The organism is Gibbsiella greigii, from assembly GCF_039540155.1.
In the GTDB taxonomy this organism is placed as follows: domain Bacteria; phylum Pseudomonadota; class Gammaproteobacteria; order Enterobacterales; family Enterobacteriaceae; genus Gibbsiella; species Gibbsiella quercinecans.
Window position 1 is genome coordinate 151,211 of record NZ_BAABEM010000052.1, and the last position, 20,706, is coordinate 171,916.

The 20,706-nt window shown below is 56.4% G+C and carries 16 protein-coding genes and 1 pseudogene; 4 read left to right on the top strand and 13 right to left on the bottom strand.

Translation table 11 applies throughout. From position 1 onward, the window contains the following. Positions 1 to 120: 120 nt before the first annotated feature. The 3 genes from AC559G_RS24415 to AC559G_RS24425 all read right to left on the bottom strand — a co-directional run bounded on the left by AC559G_RS24415 (position 121) and on the right by AC559G_RS24425 (position 4,305). A complete protein-coding gene (locus AC559G_RS24415) occupies positions 121 to 1,899 on the bottom strand; it encodes a multidrug ABC transporter permease/ATP-binding protein (RefSeq protein WP_498915247.1) in 1,779 nt (592 codons plus the stop codon). Beyond that, positions 1,892 to 3,667, bottom strand: coding sequence for a multidrug ABC transporter permease/ATP-binding protein (locus AC559G_RS24420; protein ID WP_498915249.1), 1,776 nt, complete (start codon positions 3,665 to 3,667; stop codon positions 1,892 to 1,894). The genes AC559G_RS24415 and AC559G_RS24420 overlap by 8 nt, the downstream gene beginning before the upstream one ends. Positions 3,668 to 3,843: 176 nt before the next feature. Next, complete coding sequence (locus AC559G_RS24425) at positions 3,844 to 4,305, bottom strand: Lrp/AsnC family transcriptional regulator (protein ID WP_438599893.1); 462 nt, start codon at positions 4,303 to 4,305, stop codon at positions 3,844 to 3,846. A gap of 121 nt (positions 4,306 to 4,426) precedes the next feature. On the opposite strand from AC559G_RS24425, the gene AC559G_RS24430 reads away from it, so the two are divergent. Next, complete coding sequence (locus tag AC559G_RS24430; protein ID WP_498915324.1) at positions 4,427 to 5,467, top strand: PLP-dependent cysteine synthase family protein; 1,041 nt, start codon at positions 4,427 to 4,429, stop codon at positions 5,465 to 5,467. A 76-nt stretch (positions 5,468 to 5,543) separates the two neighbouring features. Here the strand turns inward: AC559G_RS24430 and cof are convergent, their stop codons facing one another. After that, on the bottom strand, positions 5,544 to 6,362 hold the full coding sequence (gene cof / locus AC559G_RS24435; protein WP_498915251.1) for an HMP-PP phosphatase: 819 nt from the start codon (positions 6,360 to 6,362) through the stop codon (positions 5,544 to 5,546). A 107-nt stretch (positions 6,363 to 6,469) separates the two neighbouring features. Between cof and AC559G_RS24440 the strand changes: the two genes are divergently transcribed. Further along, complete coding sequence (locus tag AC559G_RS24440) at positions 6,470 to 8,164, top strand: SgrR family transcriptional regulator (protein ID WP_498915253.1); 1,695 nt, start codon at positions 6,470 to 6,472, stop codon at positions 8,162 to 8,164. Positions 8,165 to 8,283: 119 nt separating this feature from the next. Further along, positions 8,284 to 8,982, top strand: coding sequence for a 7-cyano-7-deazaguanine synthase (gene queC / locus AC559G_RS24445; RefSeq protein ID WP_498915255.1), 699 nt, complete (start codon positions 8,284 to 8,286; stop codon positions 8,980 to 8,982). Between the two features lie 25 nt (positions 8,983 to 9,007). On the opposite strand, the pseudogene AC559G_RS24450 reads toward queC, so the two are convergent. The 9 genes and pseudogenes from AC559G_RS24450 to bolA all read right to left on the bottom strand — a co-directional run bounded on the left by AC559G_RS24450 (position 9,008) and on the right by bolA (position 19,742). Continuing rightward, positions 9,008 to 9,419: pseudogene (locus AC559G_RS24450) on the bottom strand (YbgC/FadM family acyl-CoA thioesterase). A gap of 139 nt (positions 9,420 to 9,558) precedes the next feature. Next, on the bottom strand, positions 9,559 to 9,921 hold the full coding sequence (locus tag AC559G_RS24455; RefSeq protein WP_438599898.1) for a ComEA family DNA-binding protein: 363 nt from the start codon (positions 9,919 to 9,921) through the stop codon (positions 9,559 to 9,561). A 138-nt stretch (positions 9,922 to 10,059) separates the two neighbouring features. Further along, complete coding sequence (ppiD, locus tag AC559G_RS24460; protein ID WP_498915257.1) at positions 10,060 to 11,943, bottom strand: peptidylprolyl isomerase; 1,884 nt, start codon at positions 11,941 to 11,943, stop codon at positions 10,060 to 10,062. 176 nt (positions 11,944 to 12,119) lie between these two features. Then, complete coding sequence (gene hupB, locus AC559G_RS24465) at positions 12,120 to 12,392, bottom strand: nucleoid-associated protein HU-beta (protein ID WP_095845600.1); 273 nt, start codon at positions 12,390 to 12,392, stop codon at positions 12,120 to 12,122. A gap of 214 nt (positions 12,393 to 12,606) precedes the next feature. Further along, positions 12,607 to 14,961, bottom strand: a complete 2,355-nt coding sequence (gene lon, locus AC559G_RS24470; RefSeq protein WP_279023040.1) for an endopeptidase La — start codon at positions 14,959 to 14,961, stop codon at positions 12,607 to 12,609. Between the two features lie 319 nt (positions 14,962 to 15,280). Beyond that, positions 15,281 to 16,552: an ATP-dependent protease ATP-binding subunit ClpX gene (gene clpX, locus AC559G_RS24475; protein WP_438599900.1), complete on the bottom strand. Its 1,272-nt coding sequence runs from the start codon at positions 16,550 to 16,552 to the stop codon at positions 15,281 to 15,283. Positions 16,553 to 16,708: 156 nt separating this feature from the next. Next, a complete protein-coding gene (gene clpP, locus AC559G_RS24480; RefSeq protein WP_095845603.1) occupies positions 16,709 to 17,332 on the bottom strand; it encodes an ATP-dependent Clp endopeptidase proteolytic subunit ClpP in 624 nt (207 codons plus the stop codon). A 435-nt stretch (positions 17,333 to 17,767) separates the two neighbouring features. Next, positions 17,768 to 19,069, bottom strand: a complete 1,302-nt coding sequence (gene tig / locus AC559G_RS24485) for a trigger factor (protein ID WP_438599901.1) — start codon at positions 19,067 to 19,069, stop codon at positions 17,768 to 17,770. Between the two features lie 358 nt (positions 19,070 to 19,427). Further along, positions 19,428 to 19,742 carry a transcriptional regulator BolA gene (gene bolA / locus AC559G_RS24490; RefSeq protein WP_095845605.1) on the bottom strand — a complete coding sequence of 105 codons (315 nt, stop codon included), beginning with the start codon at positions 19,740 to 19,742 and terminating at the stop codon, positions 19,428 to 19,430. Between the two features lie 335 nt (positions 19,743 to 20,077). Between bolA and AC559G_RS24495 the strand changes: the two genes are divergently transcribed. After that, entirely contained in the window at positions 20,078 to 20,656 is a 579-nt protein-coding gene (locus tag AC559G_RS24495) for a lipoprotein (RefSeq protein ID WP_279023034.1), read from the top strand. Positions 20,657 to 20,706: the final 50 nt, after the last annotated feature.

A 20,706-nucleotide genomic window follows, 5' to 3' on the forward strand; every position in this document is an offset into this window, starting at 1 on the left:
GGGCATTTTTACGGGGCGCCGCGCGGCCAGGCGCGGCATTGATTTCCTCTCCGGCAGGAGAGGAAATCGCGCTGACAGGTGCGAACCGGAAGTGACGACGGGCCAATACGGCATAAGCCGCTATGCAGGCGGGGAGCCTTCCTGCATGGCGGCGGCCAATTCATCCCCCACCAATTGCAATTGATACATCTGATAGTAGCGGCCTCGTTGCGCCAGCAGTTGCTGGTGCGTCCCCTGCTCAACTGCGTGGCCGTGGTGCAATACCAGAATGGCATCCGCATCCACAATGGTCGATAGGCGGTGAGCAATCACGACCAGCGTCGTCTGTTCGCGAATCAGGCCCAGGGCGCGCTGAATCGTCTGCTCCGTGCCGGAATCAATATTGGCGGTGGCTTCGTCGAGGATCAGGATCTGCGGCGCCTGCACCAGAACACGCGCCATAGCCAACAACTGCTTCTGCCCGACCGACAGGTTATTCCCCTGCTCCCCCAGGCAAGTATGGATGCCCTGTGGAAAACCGCGCACCAACTCGGCCAGTTGCACGGTTTCCAGCGCCTGCCAGACCGCCGCCTCGCTGATATCGCGCCCCAGCGTGACGTTGGCCAGCACAGAATCAGCGATTACTACCGGATCCTGCTGCACCATGGCCACGCTTTGGCGCAGCGCCCGGTGCGACAGGCTGGGCAACGGCCGGCCATCCAGCCGCACCTCGCCCTCATTGACCGGATAGTAGCCCATCAGCAAATTCGCCAGCGTGCTTTTACCACTGCCGGTGTGGCCCACCAGCGCCACAAAGCCGCGGGAAGGTACCCGCAGCGAGATATGCTGCAAAACCGGCTTATCGTGACGGTAGGCAAAGCTGACGTTGGCGACTTCGATACTGCCGCTGGCCAACGGCCGATCGTCAGCGCCATAGCTCTGCTGGCGGCGATCCATCAATTCAAAGATGCGTTCACCGGCAACCACCGCCTGCTGCAGCATGGATTGTTGCGACGTCAGCGCGATCAACGGCTCGTTCAAGCGCCCAAGGTAACTGATAAAGGCATACAGCACCCCCACGCCGATCGTGCCTTGCCCCCCCAGGCTGAACAGCATCAGCAGGCCGCAAAGCACCATGGCGGAAAACAGGCTGAGCAGCGGCCGTAGCAGAAAGCCGTCAAGGCGCAATGTCTGCATACGCGCGAAATAATGCGCGCGGCTGGCGTTGTTCATTTTCTCACTGAAGCGAGCTTGTTGACGAAACTGCTGGATAACGCTCATGCCGTTAATCACTTCGTTGAAGCCATTGTTGATATCAGCCAGATAGTGGCGCACCCGGCGGACAATCGGTGTGCTGTAGTATTGGTATACCCACATCACTACGATCACCGCCGGGAAAATGCAGATCGCCACCAGCGCCATCCGCCAGTTAAGGCCAAACATCGCTACCAACATCGCGCCGATCAACGCCGCGCTTTTCAGCACGGTGGAGACGACCGTGACATACAGATCCTTGATGACTTCAGTGTCATTAGTCACGCGCGAGATCAACTGCCCCACCGGCTGGGTATCAAAGGCGCTCAGCGGCTGGCGCAAGGCCGCGTCCATCACTTCGGTACGCAAACGCTGCACCACGCCGACCGCCGCCCGGTTGAACAATATGGCCTGAAAGTAGTGCAACGCCGCCGCCAGCAGCTCCAGCAACACATAAGCCACCGCCAGCCCGGCGGTGATCATCACCGGCAGATTTCCTTTGGATACATAGCTATCAATAAAATAGCTGACCAGGATCGGCCCGGCGACTTCAGCCGCCGCGGCAATCCATAGCATCACCACCGCCAGCCCCAGCATTTTACGGTATGGCGCTCCGTAGGACAGCAGCCGTTTCAGCGTCGGCCACTGCTTTTGCACATTATTCATTCGCTACCTTTTCTTCCACGATGTCGGCAACATCATCCAGCGCCGCTTCCAACTGCTGGTAACGGTACATATCGCGATACCAGCCGGGCTGGGCCGCCAACTCGCTATGCACATCGCGCTGTACCACCGTGCCATGCTGCATCACTAGGATCTCGCTGGCTTCCGTCAGCGCCGAGAGGCGGTGAGCACTGATGATGACCGTACGGTTTTTCCCCCAACTGCGCAAATTGTGCAGGATCTGGTGCTCAGTGCGGCCATCAACGGCGGAAAGCGCATCATCCAGAATTAAAATTTCAGCGTCCAGCAGCAGCGCGCGGGCAATTGAAATACGCTGCTTTTGCCCGCCGGAAAGCATCACCCCGCGCTCGCCCACTTCGGTTTCATACCCCTGCGGCAGGCGCAGGATATCGTCATGCACTCTGGCCAGGCGCGCCGCCTGTTCGATTTCCTGCTGCGAGGCCCCCGGCTTACCCAGAGCGATATTGTTCGCCACGCTGTCAGAAAACAGGAACGGCGTTTGGCTCACTACCGACAGGCGAGAGCGCCATGCATCCAATTTAAGCTGCGTCAGCGGCAGGCCGTTGTAGCAGATCTGGCCGTCATCGATATCAAACTGGCGCTGGATCAACGCCAGCAAGGTGGTTTTCCCCGATCCGGTGGGGCCGCACAGCCCCAACATTTGCCCGGGCGCCAGATTCAGCGCCACATCATGCAGCGCCGGGCGCGAATTTTGCGGATAGTGGAAGGCACGGATGTCCACCGCCAGAACGCCGCGCCCAGCGGGCAGCGCCTGTTCGCCGTCCTTGACCACCGGCGCATCGTCCAACAGGCTGCGAATTCGGCTATAGGCAGCGCTACCGCGCTCGACGATATTGAACATCCAGGCCAGAGCCAACATCGGCCAAATCATCAGGCCAAGATACATCACAAAGCTGGTCAACTGGCCCAGTGTCAGCATACCCTGCACCACCATCCAGCTACCGCCGCCCACCGCCAGCAGATTGGCCGCGCCGATGGCGCTGTAAATGGTGGGATCGAACCTGGCGTCTATCCGCGCCACCTGCATGTTCTTGGCGCCGGTTTGCGCCGCCACTTCGGCAAACTGGCTCGACTGGCGATCCTCCAGGCCGAATGCTTTGATCATGCGGATACTGGTCATGCTCTCCTGCGCCTGATCGTTCAGGCTGGAGAACGCCGCTTGGGCGGATTTAAAGCGCTGGTGCAGTTGATCACCATAATATTTGATGATAATCGCCATCACCGGCATAGGGATCAGCGCCAGCAGGGTCAGTTGCCAGCTGATTTGCGTACTCATCACCACCAACACCGCCAGCCCCATGACCAGCGAATCCACCAGCGTCAACACGCCCTCACCGGCGGCAAAAACCACGCGATCCACATCATTGGTGGCGCGCGCCATCAGATCTCCGGTGCGGTGGCGCAGGTAGAAAGAAGGATTCTGGCGGCTAAGCTGTTGATAAAGGCGCTCGCGCAGTTCAACCGCCAGTTGATAAGCTGCGCCGAACAACAGCACCCGCCATACATAACGCAGCAGGTAAACCACAATCGCTGTGCCTAACATTAGCCCCAGCCATGCCATCAGCATGCCGGTGGACATCTGCTTTTGCGTAATGCCATCGACGATGATGCCCACCAGTTTGGGCGGCAGCAGTTGCAGCATAGCGATGATGATCAGTAGCGCCACTGCCCCCAGGTAGCGGTGCCATTCACGGCGGAAGTACCAGCCGATTTGAGCAAATAATCTCACGCAGTTTTATTCCAGAAAATAATAGGTTAGTTCCTTTAATTCGGTGAACGGCGCCCGGCCGCGGTACATCTGACATCTTGCCGAGGGTTACCTGCCCATCTCGCCGCAGCGCGTAGAAGCCCCAATGTTTTAGCGCAGTAGAATACCATTGTTAACCGGCCTGTTTGTTGAACTTTTCACTCCGACAACGGCAGTGCGGTAGTGTATTTGATTTTTTCCATAGCAAAGCTTGAAGTCACATCAATCAACCCCGGCACGCCATTCACCAGGCGCTTGTAAAAATTGTCGTAGCTCTTCATATCGGCCACTTCCACCTGCATCAGATAATCGTATTCCCCGGCCATGCGATAAAACGCCAGGACTTCGGGCATCTGTCGGGTGAACTGCACAAACGCCTGATACCAGTCACTGCTGTGCTGCTGAGTTTTAATCAAAACAAACGCCGTTAGCCCAAGGCCCAGTTTGTCGCTGTCCAGCAGCGCCACACGCTTGCGGATGTATCCCTCATCTTCCAAGCGCTTTAACCGTTTCCAGCAGGGGGTCGACGTCAGGTGCACCGCATCGGCCAGCGCTTGCAGCGGCTGAGTGCAATCCTGTTGCAGCAGGTTTAACAACTTACGGTCTGTTTTATCCAACATAACGTCACTCCGGAGAAAAATTTTCTCCATTTAGCCAAATACGTAGGCTAAATGGCAACTTTTTTCCCTGATGGAAACGCTATGCTAGCCCACATAATCTCCCCTATTCTGAGGCCTGATGATGACAAACGCGTGGGTAAAATATGCGATCGGCGAAATAGAAGCGGATTTCCAACGCTCAGCCGATACACACCTGATCCGCCTGAACCTGCCGAACTTCCCCGGCATTTACCTGTACCTCAAGGATGAAAGCACGCACCCCACCGGCAGCCTGAAACACCGGTTAGCACGTTCGCTGTTCCTTTATAGCCTGTGCAACGGCTGGATCACGGAAAACACCACAATTATCGAGGCTTCCTCCGGCAGTACCGCAGTATCCGAAGCCTATTTCGCCCGGCTGATCGGCTTGCCGTTTATCGCCGTGATGCCCTCGTCCACCGCGCGCCGTAAAGTGGAACAGATCGCGTTCTATGGCGGGCGCTGCCATTTTGTCGATAATTCCGCACAAATTTATGCCGCCTCGGAAGAATTGGCCAAAACGCTCAATGGCCATTACATGGATCAATTCACCTACGCAGAGCGAGCCACCGACTGGCGCGGAAACAACAATATCGCCGACAGTATTTTCCGCCAAATGGCGCACGAACCTTTCCCGGTGCCCAAACACATTGTCATGAGCGCAGGCACCGGCGGCACCTCCGCCACGCTGGGGCGCTATATTCGCTATAAGGGGCATGGTACCCGGCTCACCATTGTGGATCCGGAAAACTCGGTATTTTATGACTGTTACCATCGTGGCGATCGTTCCCTGACCGCCAACTGCGGCAGCCGGATTGAAGGTATCGGCCGCCCGCGGGCGGAACCGTCGTTCATCCCCTCAGTAATCGATGACATGCTGCGGGTGCCGGATGCCGCCAGCATTGCGACGCTTTACTGGCTAGCCGAGGTGCTGGGGCGCAAGGCCGGCGGCTCTACCGGCACCAACGTTTGGGGGGCATTGCAGTTAGCGCAGCAAATGCGTTCCCGTGGCGAACAGGGGGCGATCGTCACCCTGCTATGCGACAGCGGGGAGCGTTATCTGGACACCTACTATAATCCGCAGTGGGTCAATAGCCACATCGGGGACGTAGAGCCTTATCTGACACAGCTCCGAGCGCTGTAATCACTTAACTTAACAGCTTAATAAGTTGAGATAAAAAAGCCGGGCGAGCGAACCCGGCTGGCCGGAATGGGCTCCGTCATACGGGGGTATAAGGGGAGCCAGATGCGCTCAGCCAATGCTGCAAATAATGGGCGACCGCCTGATGTTCACAGTGGCCGATAACCTGTAGCTGCGGCAGCTGCGCCTTGAGCTGTGGCAATGCATTCCCCATCACTAGGCCGCAGCCGACCGCGGCCAGCATCTCTTTGTCATTCATGGCATCGCCAAACGCCATGCAGTCTGCCAGCCGCAGCCCAAGGTGCTCCGTCAGGCGCGCCAGGGCCGTGCCTTTGTTGCAGCCGTGCGGCAACACATCCAGGCAATCATAAGCCGAAAAACAGACGTCAATCCTGGCGCCAAAATGCTGTAACAGCCGGCCCTGCAGCGAAATTAACGCCTCATGCGGCCCGCAGAAGCAAACCTTACTGTTGCCGAAAGCCGGTAGACGGCGCAAATCCACCAACTGATAGCAAAAACCGCTCAAATGGTGCGCTTCCAGCATCCCGGGCACCGCATGGCCGGTTAACCAGCCTTCGTCACGGAATACGTGCATACTGGTTTGGCTTCCCCAGTCGCTATGCAGCAGTTCTTCCGCCACATCGGCGGCCAGATCGGTTGCATGCAACTGCCAGCCGTCGCTGTCATATACCCGCGTGCCGTTACCGGTTATCAAATACCCCTTCAGGCCAAGCTGCACCATGATCGAACGCGCATCCAGATAGTGCCGCCCGGTAGCGAAGGCCAGAACAACGCCACGTTCGATCAACCGGTTCAACACGGCCAGGGTTTCAGCCCCCACGCGGTGCGCCGGCGTCAGCAAAGTGCCATCCATATCAAAAGCCGTTAAACGATACATAGAGCCATCTCTTAAGAAGTGTGAGCAGGATTACAATCACTGCAGTATGAGATGGTATTTGCGGAAGTAATAGTGAACAATTTTCCAAAAGCCTTCCGGATTTCACTATGCGCCTGGTGCACCGTCTCTGCCAATATCAACGCCTGTTTCAACAATTCGGCACCACCCCGGCCAGCGTGACCGTCAGCAACGTGGCGGCGATACTTTATTGCAGTGAACGCCATGCCCGAACCCTGGTGCAACAGTTGCAAGCGCAAGGCTGGCTTAGCTGGCAGGCCCAGGCCGGGCGCGGCAAACGTGCGCAGCTACAGTGCCTGAAAACCCCAGATGAGCTACGCGCCGGCCACTTGCAACGGCTGCTGCAAACCGGCGACCACCAGGGCGCCCTGATGATGGCGCAGTTGGCGCCGCAACACCTGCAGGATTTGCTCAGCCCCTATCTTGGTGGGCAGTGGCAGGCGGGCAGCCCAACGCTGCGCATCCCCTATTATCGCAGGCTGGAAGCGCTTGATCCGCTCACCCTGACCGGCCGCGCGGAACAACACTTGGTCTCGACACTGTTTGCCGGCTTAACGCGGTTTACTACCGGCAACCCCGAACCGGTGCCGGATCTGGCGCACCATTGGCAAATCGATCGCGATGGCCTGCGCTGGCGTTTTTTCTTGCGCAGCCAGTTGCGCTGGCATAACGGCGAGAATCTGACAGGCCAACAACTGCTGCAAACGCTGGAAAAACTGCGCCATCACCCACGCAGCCGGGCCAATTTGCACAGCGTGGCGGCGATTACCCTGCCCCACGCGCTGTGCCTGCAGTTTGATTTACACACGCCGGACTACTGGTTGGCGCACCGCCTGGCGGAATATCCCTGCCTGATCCCCCACCCGCAAGACCCGACGCTGGGCGCAGGGCCATTCAAACTGGCCCTGAATGAACCGCATCTGATACGGCTGGAGCAGCACCCGTTCTATCATTTGCAACACCCGTATCTGGAACGCATCGAATACTGGATCACCCCCGAGCAACCCGGCGGCGCCAATTGCCATTACCCGGTAAGGATCACCATTGGCCAGCAGGAGGATCAGGCGCAGGCCCGCCCGGTGCAGCGCAGCCTGAGCCCTGGCTGGTGTTACCTGGCGCTCAACCTGCAGCGCGCTACCCTGAGCGAAGCCCAGGGCAAAAAACTGCTGATGCTAATCCAGCAATCCGGCCTGCTTAATAACCTGCCCATTCCCAACGGGGTGATTACTCCTTGCCAGGAAATGCTGCCCGGTTGGCAAATCCCACGGCACATTGCGGATGAAACGGTCGCGTTGCCGCGCAGGCTGGTGCTGCTTTACCGCCCGCCGATGGAACTGGAGGGGGTCACTCTGGCTCTCCAGCGCCTATTGGCCCAGCACGGCTGCACCCTTGAGATCCACTACTTCACCGGCAAGCGCTGGCAAAGCGAAGAACAGGTGGCACAGGCCGATCTACTGCTGGCCGATCGGCTTATCGGCGAAGTGCCGGAAGCATCGCTGGAAAGCTGGCTGCAGCAGGATGTGCTCTGGCGCAGCATCCTGCCCGCGGCACGCTGGCGCCACCAACGGCAAACATTGCGCCGCATTCAGCAGCAGCCCGAGCCAACAGCGCGTTTTCACCAGTTACAGGCCTACTTTCAGCACCTGATGGCAACGGCTATCATCACGCCGCTTTTCAACTACCAGTACCAAGTGAACGCCCCGCCGCATATTCACGGCGTCACGCTGACCGCCTACGGCTGGTTTGACTTCAGCCAGGCGTGGCTGCCACCGCCGGGCACATAGCAGCAGGAGCAGCCAGGCATGCAGGGCAAGGGCACATCTGCTACCATAACAGCCGCCATTTTCTAACCCGGCCGCCCGAATGTGCATCGGGAGGGGCCCAACCAAATAAGGTTAACTGAATGAAACGTGCTGTCGTCGTTTTCAGCGGTGGACAAGACTCCACGACTTGCTTAATCCAGGCACTACAACACTATGATGAGGTTCACTGCATCACCTTCGATTACGGCCAGCGCCACCGAGCCGAGATCGAAGTTGCTCAGCAGCTCGCCCACCAACTGGGCGCCAAGGCGCACAAAGTGCTGGACGTGAACCTGCTCAATGAGTTGGCTATCAGCAGCCTGACCCGCGACAATATTCCCGTGCCGGCCTACGGTAGCGAGCAACCCGATGCGCTGCCGAGCACCTTTGTGCCGGGCCGTAATATCCTGTTCCTGACGCTGGCGGCCATTTACGCATACCAGGTTGAAGCCGAAGCGGTGATCACCGGCGTATGCGAAACTGATTTTTCCGGCTACCCCGACTGCCGTGACGCGTTCGTTAAGGCGCTCAACCACGCCGTGGTGCTGGGTATTGCGCGCGATATTCGTTTTGAAACGCCGCTGATGTGGCTGAACAAAGCGGAAACCTGGGCGCTGGCCGATTATTACCACCAGTTGGCGCTCGTGCGCCAGGAAACTCTGACCTGTTATAACGGCATTCAGGGCGATGGCTGTGGCGAATGCGCCGCCTGTAACCTGCGCGCCAATGGGCTAAAACAATATCAGGAAAACCAGACGGCCGTGCTGGCGAGCCTGAAGCAAAAAACCGGGCTGGCCTGAGCCAACAGAACCGGCACCATGGGCGCTACGCCCGGGTGCTTTTCTGCGTGAGCGCCAACAGGTGCTCGCGCAGTTCCCCTTCTATGGGTAACGCCCGCTGGGTGCGCAGATCCACACACAAAGGTCAACAGCGCATCCGCCACCCGCTCCCCTTCCGGCGGCCGGGTGATGCATTGGCTCAACACCCCGCTTTTACCGTTCAGTTGCTCAAGCTGGCTATCGATCAGCAGGGTATCGCCCAATAGCGCCGGTTTGCGATAGTTGATATTGATGTTCACCACAATAAAAGCAACGTTGTTGGCCGCCAGCCACTGAAACGCCGCCAGTTCATCCAGCCACGCCCAGCGTGCTTCTTCCAGGAACTCCAGATAGCGTGCGTTATTCACGTGCTGATAGACATCAAGATGATACCCGCGAACTTTGATAGAGGTTTGCATAGCCAGAAGCCACTCCAGTTGAGGATAAGGCAATTGGGCGCCGCCTGGCGGCACCGGCAGAACGAAACAGGTACGACCTGTAAAATGTAGCAAAAGAACGCGGCTGCCAAGGCAGCTTGCCATACAGCCGCGATCGCGATCACAGTTTCAAACGGGCACGGTTGCGCTCAAATAACGCCGGGCCGATCCCTGGCACCTCCTGTAATTGTTCTATCGCCGTAAATGGGCCGTTCTGTTCACGGTAGCGCACAATGGTTTCGGCTTTTTTCAGCCCAACCCCCTTCAGCACGCTGGCAAATTGCTCGGCGCCCGCCGTATTGATACTCACCAGAGCCCCCTCTTCTGCAGCGCCGACCGCCGCCTCATGTTGCGCCGCTGGCCGATCCGGCGCGTTATCCTGCGCGCTGGCCGGCACGCTGAACACGCTAAGCAGCAGGGCGGCAAACAGGGCCTTCAGGCTAATACGCGGGCGGTGTGCCGCTTTTCTTTCACTCGGTTGCATGCTGTATCCTCCTTGTGTTTAACAGCATGGCTACCTTGCCGCAGCGGCGGATGGGCAACAAGAGGCAGACGCCAGATGTGGAAAAGACCGCGAAAGCGGCCTTTGGTTATTACATTGCGTTGCAAAGAAATGCGGGAATTATTGCGGCGATTGCTCCGCAGAACCCATCTTAATCTTGGCTTCGGTGCGCAAGTTAGCCAGCAGCGAGTCAAAGGTCACGCCGGTGGCACTTTCTTGCATTTTCTCAGCAAAGGTTTTCATTTCGTTTTCTGGCAGGGCGCCCGGTTTCACCGCATCCAGTGCAATCAGCACCACATTGTCCTGGCGATCCTGCGACATACCATAAACCGGTTTGCCCTCTTGCGGGTGCGGCAGAGCGAACACGCTTTCCACCAGCGGGCTGTCTTCCGGCGCACGCGCCATCTTCTGCACACTGCCGAAGCTCAGGCCGGCGGCTTTCATTGCCTCATCGCCTTTGCCTTGCTTCAGTTCAACCAGCAGTTTTTCACCCTGCAGTTTGGCTTCCTGCTCCGCTTTGCTGCGTTTTACCAGTTCGGCGACCTTGTCCTTCACGTTATCGAACGGCTCAATCCCTTCAGGCTTGTGGCCGGTAACGCGGACCACAAATGCGCGATCACCTTCAACGTTAATCACATCGGAATTGCTGCCTGGCGCGCCGTTTTCACCGATCAGCGAACCGTCGAAAATCGCCTGGGTCAGCTGTTTGAAGTTCAACGCCGCCGGCACGTTGTCGCGCGTGAACCAGCCGGTTTCAACTGCTTTTTCCCCAGCGGCTTCTTCCGCGGAGGCCAGGGATTCATTATCGCTGGTGGCCGCTTCGCTGACCTTCTGCTGCAGCGCGTAGTAGGCATCCACCGCTTTTTCCTGCTTCACCTGTTGTGCGATGGCGTCACGCACTTCGCTCAACGGCTTGATCTGCTCCGGCTGAATATCATTGAGGCGTACAATCAGGTAGCCAACGGAAGAGGCCACCACGCCCGAAAGCTGCCCTTTCTCCGTCAGGTTAGCCTGCTTAAGCTCATCCGCCGTGGTTTCCGGCTCCAACCAACCCAATTCGCCGCCGTTGCGGCTGGAGATGATGTCGGTGGATTTCTCTTTCGCCAGCGCGGCAAAATCAGCGCCGCCCTTCAGCTGCTCCAGGAGCGCTTTTGCTTCGTCTTCGGTTTTCACCTGAATGACGCTGTAGTTTTTGCGCTCAGGCTGGCCATAGCTGCTCTTATGCTGATCGTAGTAGGCGGCGATTTCCGCATCGGTTACGGTCTGTTTATCCTGCATTGCCGCTGCATCCATCGGGATATAGCTGACTTTCACCTGCTCAGGCGCGATAAAGCTGTTCTTGTGCTGATCGTAGTAGGCGCTCAGTTCATCATCGCTGGCCGTTTGTTTGGCGATTAACGCTTGCAGATCCAGCGTTGCCAGCCGCACGTCGCGCTCCTGCAGCACCAACTCAGCCATGGCCTGGGATTCGGCAGGCAGTATAAAGCCGGAATTCGCCACGCCCTGAATGACCTGCTGATTAACCAGTTGCTGGCGCATGTACTGCGCGAAGTTTTCCGCGCTGTAGCCCATCCGGTTAATCAAATCGAGATATTTTGCATTATCGAACTGGCCGTTGGTCTGGAAATAAGGGGCCTTACGGATAGCGTCCTTGACCTGATCGTCGCTGATGCTCAGGCCCAATTTTTTGGCGTATTGATCCAACAGCATGTTGTCAATCAACTGTGACAGCACCTGGCGACGCATCTGTTGCATGTAGCCTTCGTTACCCGCCAGCGCAGAGAACTGGTCACCCAACTGCTGCTGCATGCGGCTGCGTTCACTCTGGAAAGCCTGCTCCAGTTGAGCACGTTCGATCACCTGACCATTGACTTTCGCTGCATAATCGCCGGAACCACCGATCAGGTAGTTGCCCACGCCGGTCAAAACAAATGACACGATAATCAAGGCCAGAATGATTTTGAGCACGACGTGATTAGCTGCCGCGCGTAAATTGTCCATCATAGTGTGACAACACTCCGCTGTGATGTGGATTAAAAGCCCTTGCGCAGGCGCGTTCCCTGCAACAAAAATAAAAAAAGCGCACCGTTTCGATGCGCCTTATATCTTACCTTACCAACTCCGTTGCGTCAGGTGATTGTTTGTCAAGAAATCGCTGACGCGACCGGTAGATGCGGCGATCAGTTTACGGCGTCTTTCAACGCTTTACCTGCGCGGAAAGCCGGAACTTTGGCCGCAGCGATTTTGATCTCTTTACCGGTTTGTGGGTTGCGGCCAGTGCGGGCTGAACGCTCACGCACGGTAAATGAACCGAAACCTACCAGAGCCACGTCATCCCCTTCCTTCAAGGATTCCGTAACGGATGCAATGATTGCATCTAAAGCACGCCCAGCTGCCGCTTTCGAAATATCAGCATCTGCGGCAATTTTGTCGATCAGTTGTGACTTATTCACTCTACCATCCCCTCTAGAATTCTATCGTCGCACCGAAAAATCCCTACGGTTGCGACAGCGCAGCTGTTATTCAAACCTGTCAGGCCCGGATAACCTGCCACAGCGTGGCATAACGTGGCCTGACAGCCCCCTAAGTTAGCGGTACAAAAAAACGCTGGCAAGTCCGAAATAGCTTACCAGCGCAAGATTTATCGATGGTTTTTGCGATCCATCACTATTTTACCGCTACCGGCTGGGCGCCGAAGGCCGGATTTTGCAACGCGATGTTCAAAACTTCGTCGATTTTCTGAACCGGATGGATCTCCAGATCGGCAATGACGTTATCCGGAATCTCTTCCAGATCGCGCTTGTTCTCGTAAGGAATCAGCACGGTTTTGATACCGCCACGGTGTGCCGCCAGCAGTTTTTCCTTCAAACCGCCGATCGGCAATACCTGGCCACGCAGCGTGATCTCACCGGTCATCGCCACATCGGCGCGCACCGGGTTGCCGGTCAAACAGGAGACCAGCGCGGTACACATGGCGATACCGGCGCTCGGGCCGTCTTTCGGCGTCGCGCCTTCCGGCACGTGCACGTGGATATCACGCTTCTCGTAGAAATCTGCGTTGATGCCCAGTTTGTCGGCGCGCGCGCGCACCACGGTCAACGCCGCCTGAATCGACTCCTGCATCACCTCGCCCAAGGAACCGGTGTAGGTCAGCTTACCCTTGCCCGGCACACAAGCGGTTTCGATGGTCAGCAGATCGCCGCCCACTTCCGTCCACGCCAGCCCCGTGACCTGGCCCACGCGGTTTTCAGTGTCCGCACGGCCATAATCGACGCGCTGCACGCCCAGGTAGTCTTTCAGGTTGTCGCCGTTGATTTCGATGTGCTTGAGCGACTTATCCATCAACAGCGCTTTTACCGCCTTACGGCACAGCTTGGAAATTTCACGTTCCAGGCTACGCACCCCGGCTTCACGGGTGTAATAGCGGATGATGCCGATGATCGCGCTGTCGTCGACGGTCAGCTCGCCCTTTTTCAACGCATTACGTTCGATCTGCTTCGGCAACAGGTGCTGCTTGGCGATATTCAGCTTTTCGTCTTCGGTATAACCGGAAAGACGGATCACTTCCATACGGTCCAGCAGCGGCGCCGGAATGTTCATCGAGTTCGAGGTGGCGACGAACATAACGTCGGACAGATCGTAATCCACTTCCAGGTAGTGATCGTTGAACGCCACGTTCTGTTCCGGATCCAACACTTCCAACAGCGCGGAAGCCGGATCGCCACGCATATCGGACGACATTTTGTCGATTTCATCGAGCAGGAACAGTGGGTTTTTCACCCCAACCTTCGCCATTTTCTGGATCAGCTTACCCGGCATGGAACCGATGTAAGTCCGGCGGTGGCCACGGATCTCTGCCTCATCACGCACGCCGCCCAAGGCCATACGCACGTATTTGCGGCCGGTCGCCTTGGCGATCGACTGGCCCAGCGAGGTTTTACCCACGCCCGGAGGCCCAACCAGGCACAGAATCGGCCCTTTGATTTTGCTGACACGGCTCTGCACCGCCAGGTATTCCAGGATACGGTCTTTAACGCGCTCCAGGCCATAGTGATCGGTATCGAGCACTTCCTGGGCCTTGACCAGGTCCTTTTTCACCTTGCTGCGCGCATTCCACGGCACCTGTAGCATCCAATCGATGTAGCCGCGCACCACAGTGGCTTCCGCCGACATCGGCGACATCATTTTCAGCTTCTGCAGTTCCGCTTCGGTTTTTTCACGCGCGTCTTTCGGCATTTTCGCCGCTTCGATCTTACGCTTCAGCGCCTCATACTCATCCGGCGCGTCGTCCATCTCGCCCAGCTCTTTCTGAATGGCCTTCATCTGCTCATTCAGATAGTACTCACGCTGGCTTTTTTCCATCTGCTTTTTAACGCGATTGCGGATGCGTTTTTCAACCTGCAGCAGATCGATTTCCGACTCCATCATCGCCATCAGGTATTCAAGGCGTTCGGTAATGTCGGACATTTCCAATACCGACTGCTTGTCGCTGAGCTTCAGCGGCATATGCGCGGCAATGGTGTCGGCCAGGCGCGCGGCGTCGTCAATACTGTTGAGCGACGTCAGCACTTCCGGCGGGATTTTCTTGTTCAGTTTGATATAGCCTTCAAACTGATTAATGGCCGTGCGCACCAGCACTTCCTGCTCGCGTTCATCAATGGCCGGAGATTCAAGGTATTCCGCCTGGGCGGCAAAGTGCTCGCCACTGTCGGAAAGCGTCGTGATACGCGCGCGCTGCAAGCCTTCGACCAACACTTTTACCGTGCCGTCAGGCAGCTTCAGCATCTGTAGGATCGACGCTACAGTACCGACAGAAAACAGATCGTTAATGCCAGGTTCATCCGTTGAGGCCTCTTTCTGTGCCACCAGCATGATCTTCTTATCGTGATCCATTGCCGCTTCGAGGCACCGAATTGATTTTTCCCGGCCAACAAATAACGGGATCACCATGTGCGGATAAACCACCACGTCGCGCAAGGGCAGAACGGGGATTTCAATGCGTTCGGAACGCTCAGGGTTCATAGAGCTCTCTCTTAGTTTAATTTCCGCCAGGTTTGAGGGGAATCTCATGAGACGTAAGCATCTATACCCTTCATCTTTCAAGTTGTCACGGCGTTGGCTACCTTCACGCCTCCGTTGCCCAGTGAACCAAGCGGTTGGAATGAGCGCTTAGCCGCCGCCATGCTGCACGTTGAAATCTATTGGGTATCACGTTTCACAAAATCTGGTTAATGAGTATATGGGGATGAATCTCTTACATTCAACGGCAAGAATGTGTGGAAAAGGAAATGGGGGATAAAATCCCCCATTTTGCTGATAACTTTCTGGTTTGGCTGGTTAATTATTCGCCTGATGCCTGCGCTTCAGGCTTGCCGTAAATCAGCAGCGGTTTAGACTGGCCGGCAATCACCGATTCGTCAATCACCACTTTGTCCACACCATCCATCGACGGCAGATCATACATGGTGTCCAGCAGCGCGCCTTCAACGATGGAACGCAGGCCACGCGCACCGGTCTTGCGCGCCATGGCTTTCTTGGCGATGGCGTTGAGCGCCTCGTCACGGAACTCCAGCTCGACCCCTTCCAGGTTGAACAATGCCTGGTACTGCTTGGTCAGCGCATTTTTCGGCTCTTTCAGGATCTGGATCAGCGCGTCTTCGCTCAGTTCGCTCAGCGTCGCCACCACCGGCAAACGGCCGATGAACTCAGGGATCAGACCAAACTTGATCAAATCTTCCGGCTCGGCCTGCAGCAGCAGTTCGCCTTCGCTGGCTTTCTCCGACTCGCCTTTCACCGTGGCGCCGAAGCCAATGCCGGAACCGGTGTTGACACGCTGGCCGATGACTTTGTCCAGGCCGGCAAACGCCCCGCCGCAAATAAACAGGATCTTGGAGGTATCAACCTGCAGGAATTCCTGCTGCGGATGCTTACGCCCGCCCTGCGGCGGCACCGCGGCGATAGTGCCCTCGATCAGTTTCAACAGCGCCTGCTGCACGCCTTCGCCCGATACGTCGCGGGTGATGGACGGGTTGTCTGATTTACGGGAAATCTTGTCGATTTCATCGATGTAGACGATGCCACGCTGCGCCTTCTGCACATCATAATCACATTTCTGCAGCAGCTTCTGGATGATGTTTTCCACGTCTTCGCCGACATAGCCTGCTTCGGTCAGCGTGGTGGCATCCGCCATGGTGAACGGCACATCCAGGAAGCGCGCCAGCGTTTCCGCCAGCAGCGTTTTACCGCTCCCCGTCGGCCCGATCAGCAGAATATTGCTCTTGCCCAACTCGATGCCGTTGCTGGTATCGCCGTTGCGCAGGCGTTTGTAATGGTTGTATACCGCAACCGCCAGCACTTTTTTCGCCGGCTCCTGGCCGATAACATAATCATCCAGGTGCGCACGGATTTCATGCGGGGTTGGCAGTGCGCTGCGCTCGCGATGCGGGGCAACTTCTTTTATCTCTTCGCGAATAATGTCGTTACACAGATCAACACATTCATCGCAGATATACACCGACGGCCCAGCAATGAGCTTACGCACTTCATGCTGGCTTTTGCCGCAGAAAGAGCAGTACAGCAGCTTTCCCGAACCGTCTTTGCGCTTATCTGTCATGAGTCAAACCTCTTCTTTAGTCTTTGTCCCGCAGGAAAACTACGGCAACCGTGCGCCCAAACCTATACCAAGAACGCCGATGATGCTGACACAAAGCGGGCCAAACCCGCTTTGAATATTATAGTAGCCAATCGGCCCGCATTGGATTAAGCCACGTTAGCTACGGTGCGTCAGCACGTTGTCCACCAGGCCGTATTCTACCGCCTCCTGTGCAGACAAAAAGCGATCTCGCTCGGTATCAAGCTCGATCTGTTCCAATGACTGCCCGGAATGGTGCGCCATCAGTTCATTCATGCGCGCCTTCACTTTCAGAATTTCCCGCGCGTGAATTTCAATATCGGTCGCCTGGCCCTGGAACCCACCCAACGGTTGGTGAATCATCACGCGGGAGTTCGGCAGGCAGAAACGTTTACCTTTTGTCCCCGCCGTCAGCAGGAAGGCCCCCATCGAGCACGCCTGGCCCATACAAATGGTGCTGACGTCCGGCTTGATGAACTGCATGGTGTCATAGATTGACATGCCTGCGGTAATCACGCCACCCGGGGAATTGATATAGAGGAAAATGTCTTTTTCCGGGCTTTCCGCTTCCAGGAACAGCATTTGCGCCACAATCAGGTTAGCCATGTGGTCTTCGACCTGGCCGGTCAGAAAAATGATGCGCTCTTTCAGCAGGCGGGAATAGATATCGTAAGAACGCTCCCCGCGTGAAGTCTGTTCCACCACCATTGGCACCAAAGCCATGCTAGGTGCAAATTGATCTCGTTCGCCACTGTATGACATTACCGTCTCCTAATAGAAATTGCCTTGGCACCCTTACCGACCGATTCTACTTGAGAACGGCCACCATGACTACGCCAAGAATCCGACATACTCCACGCCTGGCCGACGGTTGTTGTCATTGCGCGTTATCCGGCAAACAGCTTTGCTGTGAGCGTAAACATTAATTGGGGAACCTGGCCGCGATTTCAAGGCCACTCGTCAATAACACCGCTCACCGTATTGCCCGACGGGCTAATAGCCCCAAGTGGCGCAGCGGCCACTCCGCCCTCTGAACTTCTGGCGTAACGCCGCCTTTACAGAGTAAATATAGTGCATATTGCCATAATTAAGCTGATATTAATCAGCAAGGTGGCAAAAAAGAAAAGCCCGTAACCGAAGCTACGGGCTTTTTTGTTCCAGCGCTGGGCGGTTACCCGCCGGGCGCGTCTACCGGCATTAAGCCTGAGTCTGGTTCATCAGTTCGCTGAACGTAGTGGCTTTTTCAGTCACTTTCGCTTTGGCCAGCAGGGCTTCAACCGCCTGCTCTTCCAGCGCAACGTTACGCATGTTGTTCATCAGCTCTTTGTTTTTGCTGTAGAACTCGATGACTTCGCTCGGATCTTCGTAAGCGGAGGCCATTTCTTCGATCAGCGCCTTAACGCGATCTTCGTCCGCTTTCAGCTCATGACTGCTGATCACTTCGCTCAGCAGCAGGCCAACCACTACGCGGCGCTTGGCTTGCTCTTCGAACAGTTCGCGTGGCAGTTCCAGCGCTTGTTGTTCGTTGCCGCCGAAACGCTGTGCAGCCTGGCGGCGCAGCACGTCGATTTCACCGTCGACCAGCGCTGCCGGTACGTCGATGTCGTTCGCGGCGATCAGGCCGTCGATAGCCTGAGTTTTGATGCGGTTACGCACCGCGCCTTTCAGTTCGCGTTCCATGTTTTTGCGCACTTCGGCACGCAGACCGTCGAGTGAACCGTCAGCCACGCCGAAACGTTTGATGAACTCTTCGGTCAGCTCCGGCAATTCACGTTCTTCGACTTTCTTCAAAACGATAGCAAACTTGGCGGCTTTACCTTTCAGGTTTTCCGCATGGTAATCTTCCGGGAAGTTCACGTCGATGGTGAATTCTTCGCCGGCTTTGTGGCCAACCAGGCCTTCTTCAAAACCTGGGATCATGCGGCCCTGGCCCATTGCCAGAACGAAGTCGGATGCTTTGCCGCCTTCGAATTCTTCACCGTCGATAGAACCGGTGAAGTCAACGGTTACGCGGTCTTCCGCAGCCACGGCGCGATCGGTTTCTTTCCAAGTCGCCTGCTGTTTGCGCAGGGTTTCCAGCATCGCGTCAACGTCGGCATCGTTCACGTCAACAACCGGTTTTTCAACTTCGATGTTTTCCAGGCCTTTCAGCTCAACTTCCGGATACACTTCGAACTCGACGGCGAAAGTGAAGTCTTCACCTTCTTTGTACTCGCCCGGTTGGTAGTTTGGCGCACCGGCCGGGTTCACTTTTTCTTTGATGATCGCGTCAACAAAGTTGCGCTGCATCAGATCGCCCAGAACGTCCTGACGAACAGAAGCGCCGTAACGACGTTCAACGATGTTCATCGGCACTTTGCCTTTACGGAAGCCATCGATACGCACGTTTTTCGCCGCGTTGATCAACTCTTTTTTAACAGCCTGACTGATGACATCAGCGGGTACAGTAATAGAGAGACGGCGCCCAAGGCCTTGGGTGGTTTCTACTGAAACTTGCATCTTGTTACCTCAAAAAAATCACAGTGCTCGGTCAACTCCGTTCCAAGAACCAGGACGGCTACATAAGAACCGAGTTCCCTGATGTCAGAAGTGTCCCGAAACCATTCCGGAAAAATAGACGCGACATTATAGCGGCGCATGCGGAGGGAGTCGAGGAGAGCAGGGCGACGAAGGCGAGTTAACTCACACTTTTACCGAATTCCCCCTAAAAGAACACCCGCTGCCGCCACATTTGCGCCGCATGCCATACGGCTGCCGCCGTCAAAAAACAGAAACGGCCCGCAGGCCGTTGCAAAATCGCCAGTAGTAATACCTTAAATCAGGGTGAAAGTTCCACTGAAACCTACAGTTTTAGCCTTCAGGCCAACGTCCCCGCACCGCGGCAAGGCGGTGAAGCCGGCACGGTATCCTGCAGCCCCTCCCACTCTTTCAAGGTATAGGTATGCAACGCCAAGGCGTGCACCCCGTCGGCCAATTCCTGCGCCAGCGCGCCGTAAATCGCACGGTGGCGATTAAGAAAACGTTCGCCGATAAAACGATCGCTGACGATCACCACTTTGAAATGGCTTTCTGAACCCGCCGGAACGTTATGCCGATAACTTTCATCAACCACTTCCAGATACGCGGGCTCAAACGCCGCCCTTAACTTTGCCTCTATTTGCTCGCGAATCATAGGATCTCCTTACTACGCCGGCAGAGGAACACGCCATCTAGCTCAATATTAGCCGTTTTTCATCCGGTTAGACTATGCCCGATAAAATTTTCTCGACGGAGCGCGGAAAAAACCGCCAATCGGCGCGCCCGCTTGGGCTTTTTCCGATTGAGAGCGGCGAAAAAGCGTGTTTTTATCAAAAGCAGTTAAAAATTTGCCGCCCTCCGGCGTTCAACGCTTCCCCCGGCCGGCGGCGATGCTATGATGTCGGCGCTTTTATAATGCGCTTTTGCTATTTGATTGGCCTGCGCCAACTGGCGCCCGACAACGCAACCCACGAATGACGAGAAAGTAATATGCTAAAAAAACTGTGTATTCCCTTGTTGGCCGCCCTGATGCTTGCAGGCTGCGCCACCAGCAGCAATACCCTGAACGTCACGCCGAAGATCGTGCTGCCTCAGCAGGATCCTACCCTGCAGGGCGTCACCATCAGCATTAACGGCGCAGACCAGCGCCCGGATCAGGCACTGGCGAAAGTTAACCGCGACGGCCAACTGATCACCCTGACGCCTTCGCGCGATCTGCGCTTCCTGTTGCAGGAAGTGCTGGAAAAACAAATGGGCGCACGCGGTTACATGATTGGCCCTGATGGGCAGGCCGATCTGCAAATCGTGGTGAACAACCTGTACGCTGACGTTTCTGAAGGGAACCTGCGCTACAACATCACCACCAAGGCGGATATTTCAATCATCGTTCAGGCGAAAAACGGCAGCAAACAGGTGAAAAACTACCGTTCAACCTATAACGTGCAGGGGGCCTTCACCGCCAACAACGACAAGATCACCAGCGCGGTCAATACCGTTCTGGGCGATGTCATCGCCGATATGGCGCAGGACACCAGCGTCAGCGATTTCATCAAGCAGAACGCGCGTTAATCAGTCAATGCCTTATTGCCGCCCGGCACATCGGGCGGCGCAGACAAGGA